Source organism: Mesorhizobium sp. M0601 (assembly GCF_040320845.1).
In the GTDB taxonomy this organism is placed as follows: domain Bacteria; phylum Pseudomonadota; class Alphaproteobacteria; order Rhizobiales; family Rhizobiaceae; genus Mesorhizobium.
Genome location: NZ_JAMYQK010000031.1, coordinates 65,129 through 81,639, shown reverse-complemented (window position 1 = coordinate 81,639; position 16,511 = coordinate 65,129). Strand labels below are relative to the sequence as shown.

The 16,511-nt window shown below is 64.0% G+C and carries 14 protein-coding genes; 3 read left to right on the top strand and 11 right to left on the bottom strand.

Annotated elements, in window-relative coordinates; all coding sequences use genetic code 11:
* Positions 1-300: 300 nt before the first annotated feature.
* The 11 genes from NKI41_RS24020 to NKI41_RS23970 form a co-directional block, all read right to left on the bottom strand.
* The gene (locus NKI41_RS24020) at positions 301-1,182 is read right to left on the bottom strand and encodes an SMP-30/gluconolactonase/LRE family protein (protein ID WP_352539233.1); all 882 of its coding nucleotides are present in this window, start codon (positions 1,180-1,182) and stop codon (positions 301-303) included.
* Between the two features lie 2 nt (positions 1,183-1,184).
* Complete coding sequence (locus NKI41_RS24015; protein ID WP_352539234.1) at positions 1,185-2,153, bottom strand: ABC transporter permease; 969 nt, start codon at positions 2,151-2,153, stop codon at positions 1,185-1,187.
* Positions 2,150-3,148: an ABC transporter permease gene (locus NKI41_RS24010; RefSeq protein WP_352539235.1), complete on the bottom strand. Its 999-nt coding sequence runs from the start codon at positions 3,146-3,148 to the stop codon at positions 2,150-2,152. Before NKI41_RS24010 ends, NKI41_RS24015 begins: the two co-directional genes overlap by 4 nt.
* Before the next feature lie 33 nt (positions 3,149-3,181).
* Positions 3,182-4,684, bottom strand: a complete 1,503-nt coding sequence (locus NKI41_RS24005; RefSeq protein ID WP_352685404.1) for a sugar ABC transporter ATP-binding protein — start codon at positions 4,682-4,684, stop codon at positions 3,182-3,184.
* A 67-nt stretch (positions 4,685-4,751) separates the two neighbouring features.
* Positions 4,752-5,819 carry a substrate-binding domain-containing protein gene (locus NKI41_RS24000; protein ID WP_352539237.1) on the bottom strand — a complete coding sequence of 356 codons (1,068 nt, stop codon included), beginning with the start codon at positions 5,817-5,819 and terminating at the stop codon, positions 4,752-4,754.
* 167 nt (positions 5,820-5,986) lie between these two features.
* Positions 5,987-7,051 carry a sugar ABC transporter substrate-binding protein gene (locus NKI41_RS23995; RefSeq protein ID WP_352539238.1) on the bottom strand — a complete coding sequence of 355 codons (1,065 nt, stop codon included), beginning with the start codon at positions 7,049-7,051 and terminating at the stop codon, positions 5,987-5,989.
* Between the two features lie 297 nt (positions 7,052-7,348).
* Entirely contained in the window at positions 7,349-8,119 is a 771-nt protein-coding gene (locus NKI41_RS23990; RefSeq protein ID WP_352539239.1) for a GntR family transcriptional regulator, read from the bottom strand.
* A gap of 123 nt (positions 8,120-8,242) precedes the next feature.
* The gene (locus tag NKI41_RS23985) at positions 8,243-8,971 is read right to left on the bottom strand and encodes an E3 binding domain-containing protein (RefSeq protein ID WP_352685403.1); all 729 of its coding nucleotides are present in this window, start codon (positions 8,969-8,971) and stop codon (positions 8,243-8,245) included.
* Positions 8,968-9,978 (bottom strand): C-terminal binding protein, encoded by a 1,011-nt coding sequence (locus tag NKI41_RS23980; protein WP_352685402.1) that lies wholly within the window; start codon positions 9,976-9,978, stop codon positions 8,968-8,970. Before NKI41_RS23980 ends, NKI41_RS23985 begins: the two co-directional genes overlap by 4 nt.
* A 34-nt stretch (positions 9,979-10,012) precedes the next feature.
* Positions 10,013-12,400, bottom strand: coding sequence for a thiamine pyrophosphate-dependent enzyme (locus NKI41_RS23975; protein ID WP_352685407.1), 2,388 nt, complete (start codon positions 12,398-12,400; stop codon positions 10,013-10,015).
* Positions 12,401-12,537: 137 nt separating this feature from the next.
* Entirely contained in the window at positions 12,538-13,758 is a 1,221-nt protein-coding gene (locus tag NKI41_RS23970; RefSeq protein WP_352685401.1) for a mandelate racemase/muconate lactonizing enzyme family protein, read from the bottom strand.
* Between the two features lie 117 nt (positions 13,759-13,875).
* Here NKI41_RS23970 and NKI41_RS23965 point away from each other — a divergent pair, with 117 nt between their 5' ends.
* The 3 genes from NKI41_RS23965 to NKI41_RS23955 are packed head-to-tail and all read left to right on the top strand — an operon-like array spanning position 13,876 to position 16,509.
* Positions 13,876-14,670 carry an SDR family NAD(P)-dependent oxidoreductase gene (locus tag NKI41_RS23965; protein WP_352539243.1) on the top strand — a complete coding sequence of 265 codons (795 nt, stop codon included), beginning with the start codon at positions 13,876-13,878 and terminating at the stop codon, positions 14,668-14,670.
* Between the two features lie 4 nt (positions 14,671-14,674).
* Positions 14,675-15,523 (top strand): transketolase, encoded by an 849-nt coding sequence (locus NKI41_RS23960; RefSeq protein ID WP_352539244.1) that lies wholly within the window; start codon positions 14,675-14,677, stop codon positions 15,521-15,523.
* The gene (locus NKI41_RS23955; protein ID WP_352685400.1) at positions 15,520-16,509 is read left to right on the top strand and encodes a transketolase family protein; all 990 of its coding nucleotides are present in this window, start codon (positions 15,520-15,522) and stop codon (positions 16,507-16,509) included. Before NKI41_RS23960 ends, NKI41_RS23955 begins: the two co-directional genes overlap by 4 nt.
* Positions 16,510-16,511 lie beyond the last annotated feature (2 nt).

Below are 16,511 nucleotides of genomic sequence, written 5' to 3'. Positions count from 1 at the left end.
CACGGCATCAACACCTCCGGCCAAAAGCCAAAAGTGTTACCCATGTGTCCGGTACAAAACGTCACCTATGTCTCAGGCCGCGCAGGATAAGCTGTTGAAATAACAACAAAAACTGAAACTTTGGTAGCGCCCTGTCCAAAAATCTTCAATGATTTCAGGGGCCGAGCCTGCTATCTGGTGGTGCCAACGAACGTCGCAGAGGCGCCGTAAGCGGTCTTTACCAAGCAGATGTCCTGATGTCGCCTTTGATACGCAAGTTCGAGACACCGCTGGTCATGCCGGCTGTTTAGCCAAAGCGGGTCAGCCCTTGAACGCCGGCAAGATAAGGCCCTTGACGCCGACATCGAGCGCGAACAATCCGCCCGGATGCTTCTGGCGGACGAAGTGACTGGCCGGACGCCGGAGTACGGCAGAGGTGACGTAGAGGATATCGAGGTCCTTGCCGCCGAATTCGCAGCAGGTCGGCAGGTCGGTCGGCAAGATCACGGTTTCCATCAGTTCGCCGTCGGGATCATAGCGGCAGACTTTGGCGGTCACTGGGATGGTCACCCAGTAGCAGCCTTCGGCATCTACGGTGGCACCGTCGGCGACGCCGCCGGTCGCCCTCATGTCGATGAAGGTGCGGCGGTTCTCGATCTCGCCGGTGGCGGCATCGAAATCATAGGCCCACACCGCGCCGGCATGGCTGTCGGAAAAATACATGGTTTTCGAATCCGGGCTCCAGGCGAGCCCGTTGGAGCATCCGATGCCGTCGATCATCTTGTGGACCGAAAGGTCTGGATCGAGCCGGTAGAGCGCGCCGATGAATTCGATCGGCTGGCCCGGCACCTCGAACATCGAGCCCGACCAGAAGCGGCCCTGGCGGTCCGGCTTGCCGTCGTTGAAGCGGGTCTTCGGCATATGCGCTTCCGGGTCGACGATCGCCTCGAACCTGCCGGTTGCCGGGTCGAAGAAATGGAAGCCGTTTGTCATGGTCAGCACCAGGCCGCCCTTCTCGCGCAGGCCAAGGCAGCCGAGATATTCCGGCGTCTCGAAGACCTCGTCCTTGCCGGTCGATGGATCGTAGCGATGGATCAGCTTCTTCCAGATGTCGATCCACCACAGCACGCCGGCCTTGGGGTCCCAGAGCGTGCCTTCGCCGAGCTCGGCCCTGGCATCGACGACACAGGTGATTTCGACCATGGTCAGCTCTCCTTTCTGCGCATCTTGCCGCCGAGACCGGCGAAGGTCTCGCTGCCGATCGACACGGTGAGCAGGATCACCGCGCCATAGACGATGAGCAGCGCTCCGCTCGACAGGTTGAGCGCCGGCAACAGGCCGGTGAGGATGGTGAGCACCATGGCGCCGGCGACGGTGCCGAGATAGTGGCCGCTGCCGCCGAGGATCGAGGCGCCGCCGATGGCGACTGCCGCGATCGAGGTGAACAGATAGGCGTCACCCATGCCGAGATAAGCCTGGCTGGAATAGCCGGTGAGCAACATGCCGGCGAAAGCGGCGGTGAGGCCGGAGATGACAAAGGTCAGGATGGTGGTGCGCGCCGTCGGCACGCCGGAGAATTCAGCGACCGTGGCGCTGGTGCCGAGCGCATAAAGATGGCGGCCGAATGCCGCCTTGGACAGCAGCAGCGTCGCCACCAGTGTCAGCGCGAGCCAGATCAGCGCGATGACCGGGAAGCCGCCGATGCGGCCGACCGACAGGAACTGGATCAAGGCCGGTGCCGAGGGTGTCGGCGAGCCCCCGGTCAGCACCAGGATCAGGCCTTGCAGGATGACATTGGTCGCGAGTGTCATGATGATCGGCGGCACGCCGAACCGGGCGACGCCGACGCCATTGAACAGCCCGATCAAGGCGCCGCCGGCGAACAGCAGCGGCATTACCCAGACCAGCGGCAGATCCCGACCGCCGCAGAGCAGCGCCATGACGATTGCCGCCGAGTTGAGCACCCAAGGCACCGACAGGTCGATGCCGCCCCCTATGATGACAAAGGTCTGGCCGAGCGCGACGATGCCGACAAAGGCGGCCAGCACGATAGTCGAGCGCATGTTGGATACTGAGAGGAAGCCCGGCGAGAACAAAGCCGTGACCAGCAGCAGCACAACCATGCCGGCATAGGCGAGTACGATGAGGCGGTTGCGGGCAAGGAAGGCGCTCATTGGACACGGTTCCTTGCGGCTTTTTCGGCAACGGAACTGGCAAGCACCGAGAGCAGGAGGATGATGCCGGAAGCGACCGGCTGCCAGTAGCTCGACACATGCAGGACGAAGACGAGATTGCCGATGAGGGTGAGCACGAAGGCGCCGATCACCGTGCCGGCAAGATGGCCGCGACCACCGAACAGGCTGACACCGCCGATGACCGCGGCCGCGACCGAAGGCAGGATATAGTCCTTGCCGATGGTCGGCGAACCGGCGCCGGTCTGCGTCACCAGAAACAGCGCCGCGCCGGCCGCGAACAGGCCGGACAGGCCGTAGGTGACGAGGTTGACGCGGGTGATCGAAACACCGGACAGGAAGGCTGATTTCTCGTTGGAACCAGTCGCCTGGATGGCTATGCCGACACGCGTCGCGCGAAACCACCACCAGAACACGAGCAGCGCCAGCAGCATCCAGACCGGGCTCGTCAGGCCGACAAGCTGTGCCGAGGCGAAGCCGACCCACCAGCCGGGAACGCTGCCGCCATCGGTCGGCAGGATGATCATGGCGACGCCGTTGAGGATCGACCAGGTGGCAAGCGTCACCAGGAAGGGCTGCAGCTTGAGCAGCGAGATCAGCAGGCCGTTGAGTGCGCCGATCAGGAAGCCGAGTGCTAGGATGATCAGCGCCCAAAGTGCTGTGGCCGACGGATCATCGGTGAAGCGCGTCGCCGCGATCACCGTGCCGAGGCTGATCATGCCGCCGATCGACAGGTCGATGCCGCCCCGCACCAGCACGATGGTCTGGCCGGTTGCCGCCAGCATCAGCGTCATAGCCGCGGCCGTGTCGAGGTTGAGTTCGTCCAGCGAAAAGACACCGGCCTGCAGGCTGCCATAGATGGCAACGATCAAGGCCAGCATGAGGGAGGCGACAAGGAACGGCGCGCGGTCGAGCAGGCGGCCGCGCCAGTCGATGCCGGGCCTCGTCCATTTCATTTCGGCAGGTCGTTGCGCCATCCCCACAGTTTGCTCCGCGGACATCACCATGCCTCAAGCCGCCTCGCTGTCGAGCATGGCGGCGCGCAAAATGCCCGCCTCCGAGATGCGGTCGCCTTCGAGCGTCGCCGCGATGCGGCCATTGCGCATCACCAGCACCCGGTCGGCGACATGGACCAGTTCCGGCATGTCGCTGGAATGGAACAGGATCGCATAGCCCTTGGCCGCGAGGTCGCGCATCAGCTGAAAAATCTCGCCCTTTGTGCCGACATCGACGCCGCGCGTCGGATCGTACAGCAACAAAACGCGCGCCTGCGTGAGCAGCATCTTGCCGAAGATCACCTTCTGCTGGTTACCGCCGGACAGCGTGCCGGCGAGCTGTTCCGGCGTGCCTGCCTTGATGCGCAGGAAGTCGACCATTTCCTTGACCAGAGCCAATTCCTTTTGTCGGCTGAGCAAGCCATTTTCGGTAAAACGCCTGATAACGGACAGGGTCAGGTTCTCGCGCACGCTCTTGGTCAGGAGCAGGCCCTGCCCGCGCCGGTCCTCCGGCACCAGCGCAATGCCATCCTTGCCTGTCAGCGCCTGGCGCGGATTGCCGATCGAGACCGGCTTGCCCCAGAGTTCGAGGGTGCCGCTCGCCTTGCTGGCGCCGAACAGCGCCTGGAACAGGTCGCGCTGGCCGTGGCCCTGCAAGCCGCCAACACCCAGCACCTCGCCTTCGCGCAGCGTGAAGTCGACGCCGGAGAGCCGGCTGCCGCTGGAGAAGTTCCTGACCCTCAGCGCGATGTGGTCTGTCGCTGTGGACACACGCTCCGGATAAAGCCTGTCCAGATGGCGGCCGATCATCTGCGTGACGATCTCGTTGTCCGACACGGCGTTCGCCTCGTGCGCGGCGACGGTGCTGCCATTGCGAAAGATGGTCAGCCGGTCGGCGATGGCGCGCACCTCGGCCATGCGGTGCGAAATGAAGATCACCAGCCGGCCTTCGGCCGCCAATTGCCGCGTCAGATTGAGCATCCACTCCGCCTCCCGCGCCGGCAGCGCCGAGGTCGCTTCGTCAAGGATCAGGATGCGCGGGTCCTTGGCCAAGCCCTTGGCAATCTCGACAATCTGCCGTTCGGCCAGGGTCAGCCGCCGCAATTCCTGGTCGGGACGCAATGCCGGAAAACTATATTTGTCGAGCAGCGCCAGCGTCTTGCGGCGCATCTCGCCGCGGTTGACGATGCGCAGCAATGTCCGTGGTTCGTGACGGAACCAGATATTCTGTTCGACGCTGAGATCGGGGATCAGCGACAGTTCCTGGAAGACGGCGGCGATGCCGAGCGCCTGGGCCGCGTCTGGATTGGCCGGGCGATAGTCCTGGCCATCGACCAGGATCGAGCCGCCGTCGTGCTGCACGGCGCCCGACAGGATCTGGATGAAAGTGCTTTTGCCGGCGCCATTCTCGCCGAGCAGTGCGTGCACCTCGCCGGCGCGGGCACTGAACGTCGCCTCGCTCAGCGCGACGATGCCGCCATAGCGTTTGGACAAGCCTTTGACGGTGACGAGGTCCATGAATGCGCCTTCGAAAAGCTCTCCCGACACCTTGCGCCGCCGGGAGACAGGGGCGTTTGACAGGAGTTTACTTGGTACCGGCGGCTTCCGCAGCGGTGATCTCGACCCAGTCGGGCGTGATCGGCAGCGTCAGGCCGGGCGCCTGGTCCGGAAATGCATTCTTGCCGATCGCGATCTTGATCATCTTGGTGCCCGGGTAAAGCTTGGACTCGAAGGGATCGGTGGTGACGAAATCACCCTTGACCGAGACGGAGCGCTCGGCGGGCTTCTTGCCGGTGTCGAGAATGTCGACCGCGAGCTTGATCGCTTCCGAGGAGAGATAGGCAGGATTGGAGCCAAGGATGCACTTGGCGCCTTGCGTCTGCGCGCAAGTAACGGCGGCGACATTGTAGGAGAAGCCGACGACCGGGACGATCGGCCGGCCGGCATCCTTCAGCGCCTGGATGGCGCCGGAGCCGTAGCCTTGTGTCATGATGCCGTCGATTTTCGGATTGGCCGCGAGCAGGGCCGCGACCCCCGATTGTTCCGGCCCGAGCGCGTAGTTGCCGTTGTAGTAGCCGACGACCTTGATGTCGGGATATTTGGCCAGCACCTTTTCGTAGCCTTCCTGCAGCTGTGCCGAGATCGGCGCCCCGGCGAGGCCCCGGTCGAGGATGATGTTGCCCTTGCCGCCAAGCTGCGTGGCCATCCACTCGGCCATCACCGAGGGAATGCGATCCCAGTCGGAAGCGACGGCAAAAGCGCAGGGTTCGGTCACCACCTGGTCGAAGCTGATGACGACGATACCGGCGTCGCAGGCCTTCTTGATGGTCGGATTCAAGGCCGAGTCCGAACCGGCATCGACAAGGATGGCGTCCGGCTTCTGGCGGATGATGTTGTTCAGCGAATTGATCTGCGCCTGGACGGTGTTCTCGACATTCTCGATCTTGAGGTCGACGCGGCCCTTCAGCGGCCCCTTGTTCACCGAAACGTTGGCGACACGCTCCATCTGCTGGCGCCAGTCATTGCCGACGAAATTGTTCGAGAGATAGATGGTGTAGGTCTTCTTGTTCTCGGCGTGGCTCGGCGCGGTGCTCACCGCGATTGCGGACATGGCAAGAGCTGCCAATCCGCCGCAAACTGTCTTCAGTTTCATGATCTCTCCTCCTTCGTGTTTCCTGCATCAGCCGGTGACGGACTTCGCCATCTTGATGGGTGCTGCACATAAATTGATACCGGTACCAATGCGCCTTGTCAATTTAAGCCAAGGCGCATTGGAGGAGCCTCGAGGCGACCATTTCGCCGCCGATCGGCAGACGTCGTTCATTTGGCGCCGGCGGCCTCGGCAGGGGTGATTTCAACCCAGCCCGGGCTGACGGGAAGAAACAGGCCTGGCGCCATGTCCGGAAAGGCATTCTTGCCGACCTCTATCTTCTGCATGGTCGCGTCGGGATACAATCCTGACGGGACCGGATCGGTGGTGAGGAAGGCGTTGCGCAGCAGGATCTTTTTCTCCGCCGGCTTCTTGCCGTCGAGTATCTCCACCGCCAGCTTCAAGGCCTCGGCCGACAGATAGGCAGGGTTGGGTGCAAGGATGCACTGGGCGCCCTGGGTCTGCGCACAGGTCGTCGTCGTCAGGTTGAACGGACTGCCGGTGATGGGAACGATCGGACGACCGGCGTCCTGCAGCGCCTTGATCGCTCCGGCGCCGTAGCCCTGGACGAAGATGGCGTCGACTTGCGGGTGCGCCGCCAGCAGGCTGGCGACGCCGGCTTGTTCCGGTCCCAGCGCATAGTCGCCGTTGAAATAACCGACCACTTCAATGCCGGGATATTTCTTGATGACTTCCTCGAACCCACCCTGCAGCTGGGCGGAGATCGGAGCACCGGCAAGTCCGCGATCAACGAGGATCTTGCCCTTGCCGCCGAGTTTCTTGACCAGCCATTCGGCCTCCACGCGCGGTGCGCGGCCCCAGTCGGACTCCATCGTGTAAGCGCAGGGCGCGCTGACGATCTGGTCGAAGGCGATGACCACGATGCCGGCCTTGCAGGCCTTCTCGATCGTCGGGTTGAGCGCTTCGCCGGAGCCCGCGTCGATGACGATGGCGTCGGGCTTGTTGCGAACGATGTTGTTGAGGGAATTGATCTGCGCCTGGACCGTGGTCTCGACCACCTCGACCTTGAGGTCGACGCGACCGGCAAGCGGCGGCTTCGTGACCGCGATGTCGGCGCTGCGCAGCATCTGCTGGCGCCAGTCGTTGCCGACGAAATTGTTGGACAGATAGATGGTGTAGGGCTTCTTGTCCTGTGCGTTGGCCGGCACGGTATCGATCGACAGCAAAGTCGTCGCGATCACCGCAAGGCCGGCGAAGAATGCGCCTGCTTTCATGATTTTCCTCCTCCCGTGTTTGGTGTCAGCCGCGCGAACGCCGCTGCCTATCAAGTGCCTTCGCCGCACACCCCCTTATGGACAGACTTTGTTTTGTGCACGCCGCTACCCCAGAACCACTGTGCACTCGGGCGACACGCACCAGGCAAATGCTCGACGTCGGATGCGGCTGCGCATCCACGTTCGATCGTGGTTCCCGGCGCAGCCTCCATCCTAGCTATGATGCTATTATAATTTTATAAAGCTGTCCATGACCGGGACCAGGAAATCGACGCGCGCCGATGCCGCCGATCGGGTTCAGGCCAGATCGTTTGGCGCGTCGTAGCTGATGCTGAAGAGATCGGCCGGATGCCGCGCGATGGTGAACTCGATGCTCTGCTGGTCGGCCGACTGGTAGAGCATCTCCACACTCAGCACCGCACTGCCGAGAGCGATGCCGAGGTCGTCCGCGATGACCTCATCGGCGATCTCGGCGCGGACCGTGACATGCGCGACGTCCAGCCGCAGGCCGAGATGCCGTTGCACCGAACGAAAGATCAGCACGTCGGAAAAATCCTCCCGCTTCAGCTTCGCTCCGACAGTTGGCGGGAAATAGCTGGTGATCTGAGCTTTCTTCTGCTCACCCACCGACAGGATGCCGCGCAAGCAGTAGCCCGCTTCGTCCTTGCCCATGCCGAAATGGCGCTGGAGCACTGGGGAGACCTCCTTGCGATAGGATTTCACCGTCAGTTGCGCGTCCTTGGTGAAGGCCGCCATGTCGGCGAAGTTCTTGAATTTCCAGCTCAGGTTGACCGATGGACTGCGCGCCGTGACCACAGCCGGTTTGGCCGACCGCTTCCTGATCAGCCCGTCGGCCTCGAGGTCACGCAACGCTTGCCGTACGGTGATCAGGCTGACGCCGAAATGTTCGGCGATGGTCGCCTCCTTCGGCAGTTCGCCGCCGACGGGAAAGGTGCCGTTGCCGATCGGCTCGCGCAGGATGTCGGCGAGCTGGCGGTAAAGCGGGCCGTTGGCGCGACCAAGTGTGCGCTTGGGAAGACTGTCGATGGTGGGAACGGAGTGATCCATGTGCCTCGTCGCGCCTGTGTCGAAGCTTTTATAATAGCTTCCTGCGCCGGAGGCTATTGCATGTCACCCAAAAGTGGCTCCGGTTTTGGGATCAAAAAACAAGCCCGACGATCATCAACCGTCTCAGACGAAGAGCCGAAGCGGATGCTCGATCGCGGCTTTCAGGCTCGAAAGCCATAAGGCCGCCGCTGCCTCGTCAATGCTTCCCGTATCCGCCATCAGCAGGCACTCGGCGTGATCGCCTGATGTGTCGAGCGAGACGGTCAAGCGCATGGCGCGGGCTGGCAGAAGCGGCATCATGAGCGGCCTGACGTCGCTTGCCGGCAACACCCGCAGGGACAATGCGGCAGGTTTTTCCGCATCGTCACGACTGTCGGCCAAAGCAGTGAGCCGCGTCTCCCACAGCGATGTCAGAGACATTTCGGGGATCATGTCGAACACGGCTTGCCGGCCCGCCAGTTCCAGCGCCACGGATGCCGTGCCGATCCTGGCGGCGTCCGGTATCTCGGCAAATGCTCTGCCCGCCGCGCGCAGCAGCACGTCGTCAATGTCGAACAGCCTTCCAGAGCTCTCCAGTGCCGCCAGCAGGTCTCGCAGCGCGCGGGGGGCAACGGACGTCGCAAAGGCAGCGATCCGGGGCGCAGCAGTGGAAGGCTCCGCCGCTGGGGCGGCGATATCAGGCGAAACGACCAGCGTGGCAGCCGGAACGTAGCCGGTGACATCGGCAGCGAGGATGCGGCCACCGGGGCCGCTGCCGCGAAGGACTTCGAGCGGCAGCGCACGCTCGCGCGTCAGGCGGCGGGCGTATGGGGAAACGGCGAGACGCCTTGCCTGCGCCGCCATTGCGTTCATTTCAAATACTCTGAATTGACGCAGTTGGTCAGCCGCCCCTCCGCAAGATATGCGTGCACGACCTCGATCGATTTCAGCCGGAGATCGCGCATCGATGCCGGGCTGTAGAAGGCGGCGTGGGGGGTGACGATCAGGCGGTTGGCGATCCATGCTTCGCGGCGTCGCCATGCCGCCAGCAGCGGATGTTCGAGATCGCCGGGTTCGCTTGGCAGCACGTCGAGCCCCGCGCCGGTGACGGTACCCGCGCGCATGGCTGCTTCGAGCAAGTCGAGATCGACGATCGGGCCGCGCGCGGTGTTGATCAGCACAAGCCCGGGCCTGGCCGCGGCGAAGGCCGCCGCGCCAAGCAGCTTGCGGGTTTCCTCGCTCAATGGCGTGTGGACGCTCACCACATCCGCGCGCGCCATGAGCTCGGCCAACGAATGGACCCGCTCGTAGCCTGTCGACAAGTCGACGCCGGACGACAGATGCGGATCGTAGAACACCACCTTCATGTCGAAGGCGGCTGCGCGGCGGGCCGTGGCGAGGCCGATGCGGCCAAGTCCGACAATGCCGAAGGTGGCGCCCTTATGCCGGCGCACCAGCGGCGCTTTGGAGAAATGCCAGCCTTCGGCGCCATTGCCGGTGAGTTCCGCGCCATAGGCGGAGGTGCCGCGCGTCAGCGCCAGCATCAGGCCGATGGCGTGGTCGGCGACTTCGGTTGTACCGTAGTCCGGCACATTGCAGGCCGGTATCTTGCGCGCGCCCCAGCCTGCCGTGTCGATGTTGTCGAAGCCGACGCCGGAGCGTACCGCGATCCTGGCCTTGGGAAACGCGGTGGGAGCGGCAGCGACATTGTGCGTCGGCGAATAGTTGATGACCGCATCGGCGGTTTCGCAGGCCGACGGATCGAGCATGGCTGGCTTGTGATTGGTCGACCTGGCGAGGATGAACTCGATGTCGGGATAGTGCTCGCGCTCGAGTTCGGCTTCATCGGCGGCTTGCCAGTTGGCGCACAGGATCTTCATGCTTGCCCTTCGGATTTTACAGGGAGAGTGGTGACTATTTCTTGATGCCGCCAATGCGGCCACCCATCGGCACCACGGCGCCGACCGGCTGGTCGATCACGGCAAGCGTGCCGCTGACTGGCGCCTCGATCTCGACCACGGCCTTGTCGGTCTCGATCTCGGCGACCAGTTCGCCTTCCTTGACCGCATCGCCGACCGCTTTCCGCCATTTGATGACGGTGCCTTCGCTGACGGTGAGATCGCCGAACGGCATCGTCACCGGCTCGTCGTCGCCGGCGGCGGCGGGTGCCTGGGGCGCAGCGGGCGCAACCTTGGCGGGAGCAGGTGCCGATTTAGCCGGTGCGGCACTTTCCAGGCCGACCGTGTACCAGTGATCGGGAATCGGCGGCTTGCCGGCGATGACGTCGCGCACGCCCTGGACGATGCGCGCCATGTCGACCAGCATGGCGCGTTCCAGTACGGGCGCGAAGGGATGTGAGGTCGGCGCGGTGTGCAGCCTTCCGGGCGGAGCGTCGAGTTCATCGAAGGCAAGTTCGTTGATGGCTTGCGCGATCTCGCCACCCAGGCCGCACATCGCCCAGGCCTCGTCGACGATGAGCAGGCGATGGGTCTTGCGCACGCTGGCGACGATCGTCTCGATGTCGAGCGGCATGATGGTGCGCGGATCGATCACCTCAGCTTCGATGCCTTCGGCCGCCAATGCCTCCGCCGCTCCAATCGCGCGCTGCACCATCTGCCCTGCGGCAACGACGGTGATGTCGGTGCCGGCCCGCGCGATGCGTGCGACGCCGAACGGGACAAAATGTTCGCCAAGCGGCACCTCGCCCTTGGAGGCGAACAGCGCCTTGGGTTCGAGCATGATGACTGGATCGCCGGCCCTCAGCGCTGTCTTCATCAGCCCCTTGGCATCGGCCGGGCTCGAGGGAACGCAGACGATGAGGCCCGGCATATGGGCGAAGACCGGATGATAGATGCCGCTGTGGTGCGGGCCGGAACTGCGCAGCGCGCCGGCGCCGACGCGCACCACCATCGGCGCGCTCATCAGTCCGCTGGTCATGTAGCGCAACTTGGCGGCCTGCAGGAAAATCTGGCCGGCGGTCTCGAAGGCGAAGTCGGCGAACATCAGGTCGGAGACCGTGCGCGCGCCGGTAGCCGAGGCGCCGACGGCGGCGGCGGTGAAGCCCTGTTCGGAAATCGGCGTATCGACCATGCGCTCGGCGCCGAACTCCTGCCAGAGGTTTCTGGTGTGGGCGAAGCTGCCGCCACGCTCGCCGATGCCTTCGCCAAAATAGAGGATTGCCGGATTGGCGCGCATTTCCTCGGCGATGCCGTCGCGTACCGCCTCGAGCCAGCCTTGCGTGCGCGTCTCGCCGACGGCGCGCGGCTGCAGCGCTGCCGGCGGGTTGATCGGATCGGCAAAGACATGCAGGCGCACCGTTGCCGGGTCGGGCTCGGGCGAATTGCGGGCAAAGCTCAGCGCTTCCTCGACCACCTTGTCGATCCGCGTTTCGATGGCGGCGAGAGCTTCCGTGTCGGCGATGCCATAGTCCTCGACCAGCTTCTTGCGGAACATGTCGATCGGATCGCGCCTGATCCAGGCGTCGAGTTCTTCCTGCGTGCGGTAGGTGCCGATGACTGGATCGCCCTCATGGTGGCCGACGGTGCGATAGGTCTTGGCCTCGATCAGCGTCGGACCTTTGCCGGCGCGGGCGCGCTCAGTCGCTTCCTTCATTGCGAGCCAGACGGCGAAGACGTTGTTGCCGTCGACGGCAACGCCTGGCATGCCGTAGGACGCGGCCCTGGTGGCGATTTCGGGATTGAGCGTGACGGATTTCAGCGGCGTGGCGGTGGCGTAGAGATTGTTCTCGCAGACGAACACCGCCGGCGCGCGCTGCACGGCGGCAAAGTTAAGCGCCTCGTGGAAGCCACCATGATTGGCGGCGCCATCGCCGAAGAAGGCCACGCCGATGTCGTCACGGCCCTGCTGGCGGGCGCTCATACCGATGCCGACCGCATGGCCGATGCCGGCGGCGACGATGCCATTGGTGCCAAACAGGCCGACCGAACGGTCGTAGAGATGCATAGTGCCGCCACGGCCGCCGCAAATGCCGTCGACCTTGCCGAACAGCTCCGCCATCACACGTCCGGGGTTGGCGCCCTTGGCCAGCGCGTGGCCATGGCCACGATGGGTTGATGTGACCCAGTCGGTCGGCCTGAGATGCGCGCAGACGCCGACGCCCGTCGCCTCCTCGCCGATATAGAGATGCAGGAAGCCGGGCGTTTCGCCCTTGCGGCAAGCGATTTGGGCGATGCTTTCGAAGCGGCGCAACAGCACCATGCGTTCGAACAGATCGAGCAGAATCTTGCGGTCGGGGAGGTTTGGCGCACCCCTGGACTCCTCGCGCGTGCGCGCCGCAGACATTGCCACCAAAGCCTCCCTGAATACGTCTGACGCCGGACGGCAGAGCGCCGGCGGCGAGCTTGTTGGTCGCTCGCTTCGGCGCATAATAGATTATAATAGCATAATGTCTACCGACACTGAACAGAGGCGCGCGGGCGCTAGATTTTGGTGATCCGGACCGTGGCGTCGGGACGCTCGAACAGCTCCGGCCGCAAGCTGAGGCCAAGTCCCGGCCCCTCCAGCGGCATGACATGGCCGTCGCTGACCAGCGGAATGTCGGCGACGATCTCGGTGTACCAGCCGGTGAAATAGGCCCGCACCGCTTCCTGATAATTGACGTTCGTCAAGGTCGCCGACAGGGCGCAACTGGCGGCATAGACGATCGGCCCGGTACAGTCGTGCAAGGTGACCGGCAGTTCGCTGGCTTCGGCCATGTTGGCTATCTTGCGAGCCTCGGACAGACCACCGCACCAGGCGAGGTCGATCATGATCACCGAAGCGGCGCGCTTGTCGATCAGTTGCTTGAACATCTGCCGCGACGCGAGCCGCTCGCTGGCGGCGATCGGGATCGAGGTATGGCGGGCAAGCTCGGCCATGGCGTCGAGCTCGTTGTAGCGGATAGGCTCCTCCAGCCAGGCGACGTCGTAGGCTTTCAGCGCCTCGGCGATGCGCAGCACCGGCGGCAAGGTCCACAGGCCGTGCAGTTCGACCATGATTTCCATGTCGCGGCCGACGGCGTCGCGGATTTTCTGGAACGGCTGCAGCGCGCTGTCGAGGTCGGCCAGCGAAATGCGCGTACCGTTCGAGGCCTCGGCGGCAATGTCGAACGGCCATATCTTCATCGCCTTGATACCTTCGAATTTCAGGCTTTTGGCGAGGTCGCCGGCATTGTGGCGCCAGGCGAGCAGATCCTCATACGGGCCTTCGTTCGAATCGCCTGCCTTGAGCGACCAGTCCTCGCCGCGCTCGAACAGAGCGTTCTTCTTCGTGGCGCGGACATGTTTGTAGCCGGCGCAAGTGTTGTAGATCGGCACGGTCTTGTGGGTACGGCCGCCAAGCAGCCGCCAGACCGGCTCGCCGAGCGCCTGGCCATATATATCCCAGAGTGCGATGTTGACGGCGGAATTGCCACGCACCTCGGCGCCGGAATCGCGCGCGCCGACATAGACGCTGCCCAACGTACGGTCATGCAGTTCGATGTCGCGCGGGTCCTTGCCCAGAAGGTAAGCGGCGACATTGTCGTGGATGTAGGAGGCGACCGGCCCCGGCGCCCAGAAGGTCTCGCCGGTGCCGATGAGGCCGGCATCGGTGTGGACGCGCAGCCAGAACAGGAACGGGAACTCCGCCAGTTGCAGCGTTTCGAGCGCGACGACTTTCATTTTTTCCTCCCTGTACCGACCGACCGCTCGGTCGGCGGACAATAGCACATCCCCGTTGACAGCCATTTATGGTACCGGTATCAATTTCGTCAAGATGGCCACCGGGAGGGTGCTCGCATGCCTGCCGAAATTCTCGATACCACGCCACGCAGAGCGCTGGTCACGGGCGCCGCCGGCGGCCTCGGCCGCGAGGTGGCGATACAATTGGCGGCCCGTCGATGCGCGGTCGCCATCGCCGACATCAACGCCGAAGGCGCGACCGAGACCGCTCGCCTTGTTCGGGAGAAAGGCTCCGAGGCCGAGACGATCATCGGCGACTTCACCAGGGAAGGCGCGCCGGAGGCAGCTGTCGAAAAGGTGGTCGCGCGTTGGGGCGGTATCGACATCCTCGTCAACAATGCCGGTTATGGTGTGATCGAGCCGTTCCTCGACGCCACTTACAAGTCCTGGACACGCACGCTGGCGCTCAATGTCACGGCACTTGCCATGGCCTGCAAGGCGGCTGGCCGGGTGATGCGCGAGCAGCGTTCGGGGCGCATCATCAACATCACCTCACCCGGTTCGCGCATGGCGCTGCCCGACTACACCGCCTACACGGCGAGCAAGGCCGGCGTCGATTCCATCACCCGCGCCGCGGCGGTTGCATTGGCGCCCTACGGTGTACTGGTCAACAGCCTGGCGCCGGGCATGATGGACACCGAGATGCAGCGGTCGACCGAGGTCGACCTCGCCCGCGCCAATGGCCGCGACGACCTGCAAGCCTTCCTCGACGAGCGCACCCGACGGATCCCGCTCGGCCGACGCGCCGAGATTTCCGAAGTCGCCGAGGCCGTCGTCTGGCTCTGCCTCGATTCGCCCAAATACATGACCGCTGAGCGCCTCAACATGTCGGGCGGGCTCGACAAGGACTGACCTTATGTTGCGAAATTCCCCACCCGGCAGTGCCGATATTGGCGCGCTCGAACGCAAGGCGACACGGCTGCGCCGGCACATGCTGACCATGGCGCGCGGACAGGGCCAAGGCTATATCGGCCAGGGCCTCGGCATCGCCGATGTGCTGGCCGCGCTCTACTTCCACGAACTGCGCTACGATCCGCAGAATCTGGTATGGCCCGATCGCGACCGCTTCCTGCTGTCTACCGGACACTATTCCATTGCACTGTGGGCGGCGCTGGCCGAGGCCGGCATCATCCCGGTCGAGGAACTCACCACCTACGGCGCCGACAATAGCCGGCTGGAAATGTCGACACTCGACACCACGCCCGGCGTCGAGGTCATCGGCGGTTCGCTCGGCCATGGTCTGGGACAAGGCGTCGGCCAGGCGCTGGGCTTGCGCGTCGACAAATCCGACGCGCGCGTCTTCGTCGAGTTGTCCGATGGCGAAATGCAGGAAGGCTCGACCTGGGAAGCGGCGATGTCGGCCAGCCATTTCAGGCTCGACGGGCTGGTGGCGCTGATAGACTGCAACGGCATACAGGCCGATGGGCCGGCGGTGCTCGAGATGGAACCGGTCGCCGACAAATGGCGCGCCTTCGGCTGGCAGACATCGGAGATTGACGGCAACAACATGAAGGCGGTGGTCGGTGCGCTGGCCGGCGCACGCGACCGCAACGGCAAGCCGAAGGCGATCGTGCTGCGCACATTGCCGGGCAAGGGCGTGCCGCGCATTGAGACCAGCGAGAAATCGCATTTCTTCCGCATAGACATGACGCAGTGGGACGGCATCATCGCCGAGTTCGAAAAGACCGTGGGAGCAACCCAATGAGCAGCACGGCGATTGAGCCCGGACGCACGCTGCCCATGGGCCAGGACGAAGCGGTCGGCGGTGGCCAACGGAGCGTGGAGGCACCGTTCGGCAAGGCTTTGGCGCGGCTTGGCCAGAGCCGCCCCGACATCGTCGGGCTGACCGCCGACCTCGGCAAATACACCGACATATTGCCGTTCCGCGATGCCTTTCCGGAACGTTTTTTCAATGTCGGCATGGCCGAGCAGAATCTGGTCGCCGTCGCCGCCGGACTGGCGCGCACCGGCAAGGTGCCTTTCGCCACCACCTATGGTGTGTTCGCGACCCGGCGCGCCTATGATTTCGTCGCCATCGCGCTCGCCCACTCCAGCCTCGACGTCAAGATCGTTGCCGGACTGCCGGGATTGACCACCGGCTATGGCGGCACGCATCAGGCGATTGAGGACCTGGCGCTGATGCGCATGATCCCCGGCCTGACCATCATCGACCCCTGCGATGCCACCGAGATCGAGGCTGCGACCGACGCGATCGCCGAGCATCGTGGTCCAGTTTATATGCGGCTGCTGCGTGGCAACGTGCCGGTGGTATTTGAAGCTGGCTATCGCTTCGAAATAGGCAGAGCGCGACAGCTTCGCGAAGGCTCGGATGTCGGCATCATCTCGACCGGCTTGATGACCGAGCGAGCGCTGGACGCGGCGGAAGCCTTGCGCAAACAAGGCATCTCCGTCGGAGTGTTGCACGTGCCGACGATAAAACCGTTCGACGCCGAGGCGGTGGCCGAATTTTCGACCGGCTTCAACCATATCGTCACGGCGGAAAACCATGTTGTTGTCGGCGGCTTGGCGAGCCTTGTGGTCGAGACCTTGTTCGATGCCAGCATCGCGAAGAAGGTAACGCGCATCGGCCTGCCCGACCGCTATATCGAATGCGGCGCGGTGCCGACCTTGCAAGCGAAGTACGGCCTGACGACCGAGGCCGTCATCGCAACGATCGCCGCCCTGAATTAGGA

Excerpts from the sequence above, each read along its gene's own strand:
- NKI41_RS24020 (WP_352539233.1), bottom strand. The coding sequence starts at position 1,182 with ATGGTCGAAATCACCTGTGTCGTCGATGCCAGGGCCGAGCTCGGCGAA.
- NKI41_RS24015 (WP_352539234.1), bottom strand. The coding sequence starts at position 2,153 with ATGAGCGCCTTCCTTGCCCGCAACCGCCTCATCGTACTCGCCTATGCC.
- NKI41_RS24010 (WP_352539235.1), bottom strand. The coding sequence starts at position 3,148 with ATGGCGCAACGACCTGCCGAAATGAAATGGACGAGGCCCGGCATCGAC.
- NKI41_RS24005 (WP_352685404.1), bottom strand. The coding sequence starts at position 4,684 with ATGGACCTCGTCACCGTCAAAGGCTTGTCCAAACGCTATGGCGGCATC.
- NKI41_RS24000 (WP_352539237.1), bottom strand. The coding sequence starts at position 5,819 with ATGAAACTGAAGACAGTTTGCGGCGGATTGGCAGCTCTTGCCATGTCC.
- NKI41_RS23995 (WP_352539238.1), bottom strand. The coding sequence starts at position 7,051 with ATGAAAGCAGGCGCATTCTTCGCCGGCCTTGCGGTGATCGCGACGACT.
- NKI41_RS23990 (WP_352539239.1), bottom strand. The coding sequence starts at position 8,119 with ATGGATCACTCCGTTCCCACCATCGACAGTCTTCCCAAGCGCACACTT.
- NKI41_RS23985 (WP_352685403.1), bottom strand. The coding sequence starts at position 8,971 with ATGAACGCAATGGCGGCGCAGGCAAGGCGTCTCGCCGTTTCCCCATAC.
- NKI41_RS23980 (WP_352685402.1), bottom strand. The coding sequence starts at position 9,978 with ATGAAGATCCTGTGCGCCAACTGGCAAGCCGCCGATGAAGCCGAACTC.
- NKI41_RS23975 (WP_352685407.1), bottom strand. The coding sequence starts at position 12,400 with ATGTCTGCGGCGCGCACGCGCGAGGAGTCCAGGGGTGCGCCAAACCTC.
- NKI41_RS23970 (WP_352685401.1), bottom strand. The coding sequence starts at position 13,758 with ATGAAAGTCGTCGCGCTCGAAACGCTGCAACTGGCGGAGTTCCCGTTC.
- NKI41_RS23965 (WP_352539243.1), top strand. The coding sequence starts at position 13,876 with ATGCCTGCCGAAATTCTCGATACCACGCCACGCAGAGCGCTGGTCACG.
- NKI41_RS23960 (WP_352539244.1), top strand. The coding sequence starts at position 14,675 with ATGTTGCGAAATTCCCCACCCGGCAGTGCCGATATTGGCGCGCTCGAA.
- NKI41_RS23955 (WP_352685400.1), top strand. The coding sequence starts at position 15,520 with ATGAGCAGCACGGCGATTGAGCCCGGACGCACGCTGCCCATGGGCCAG.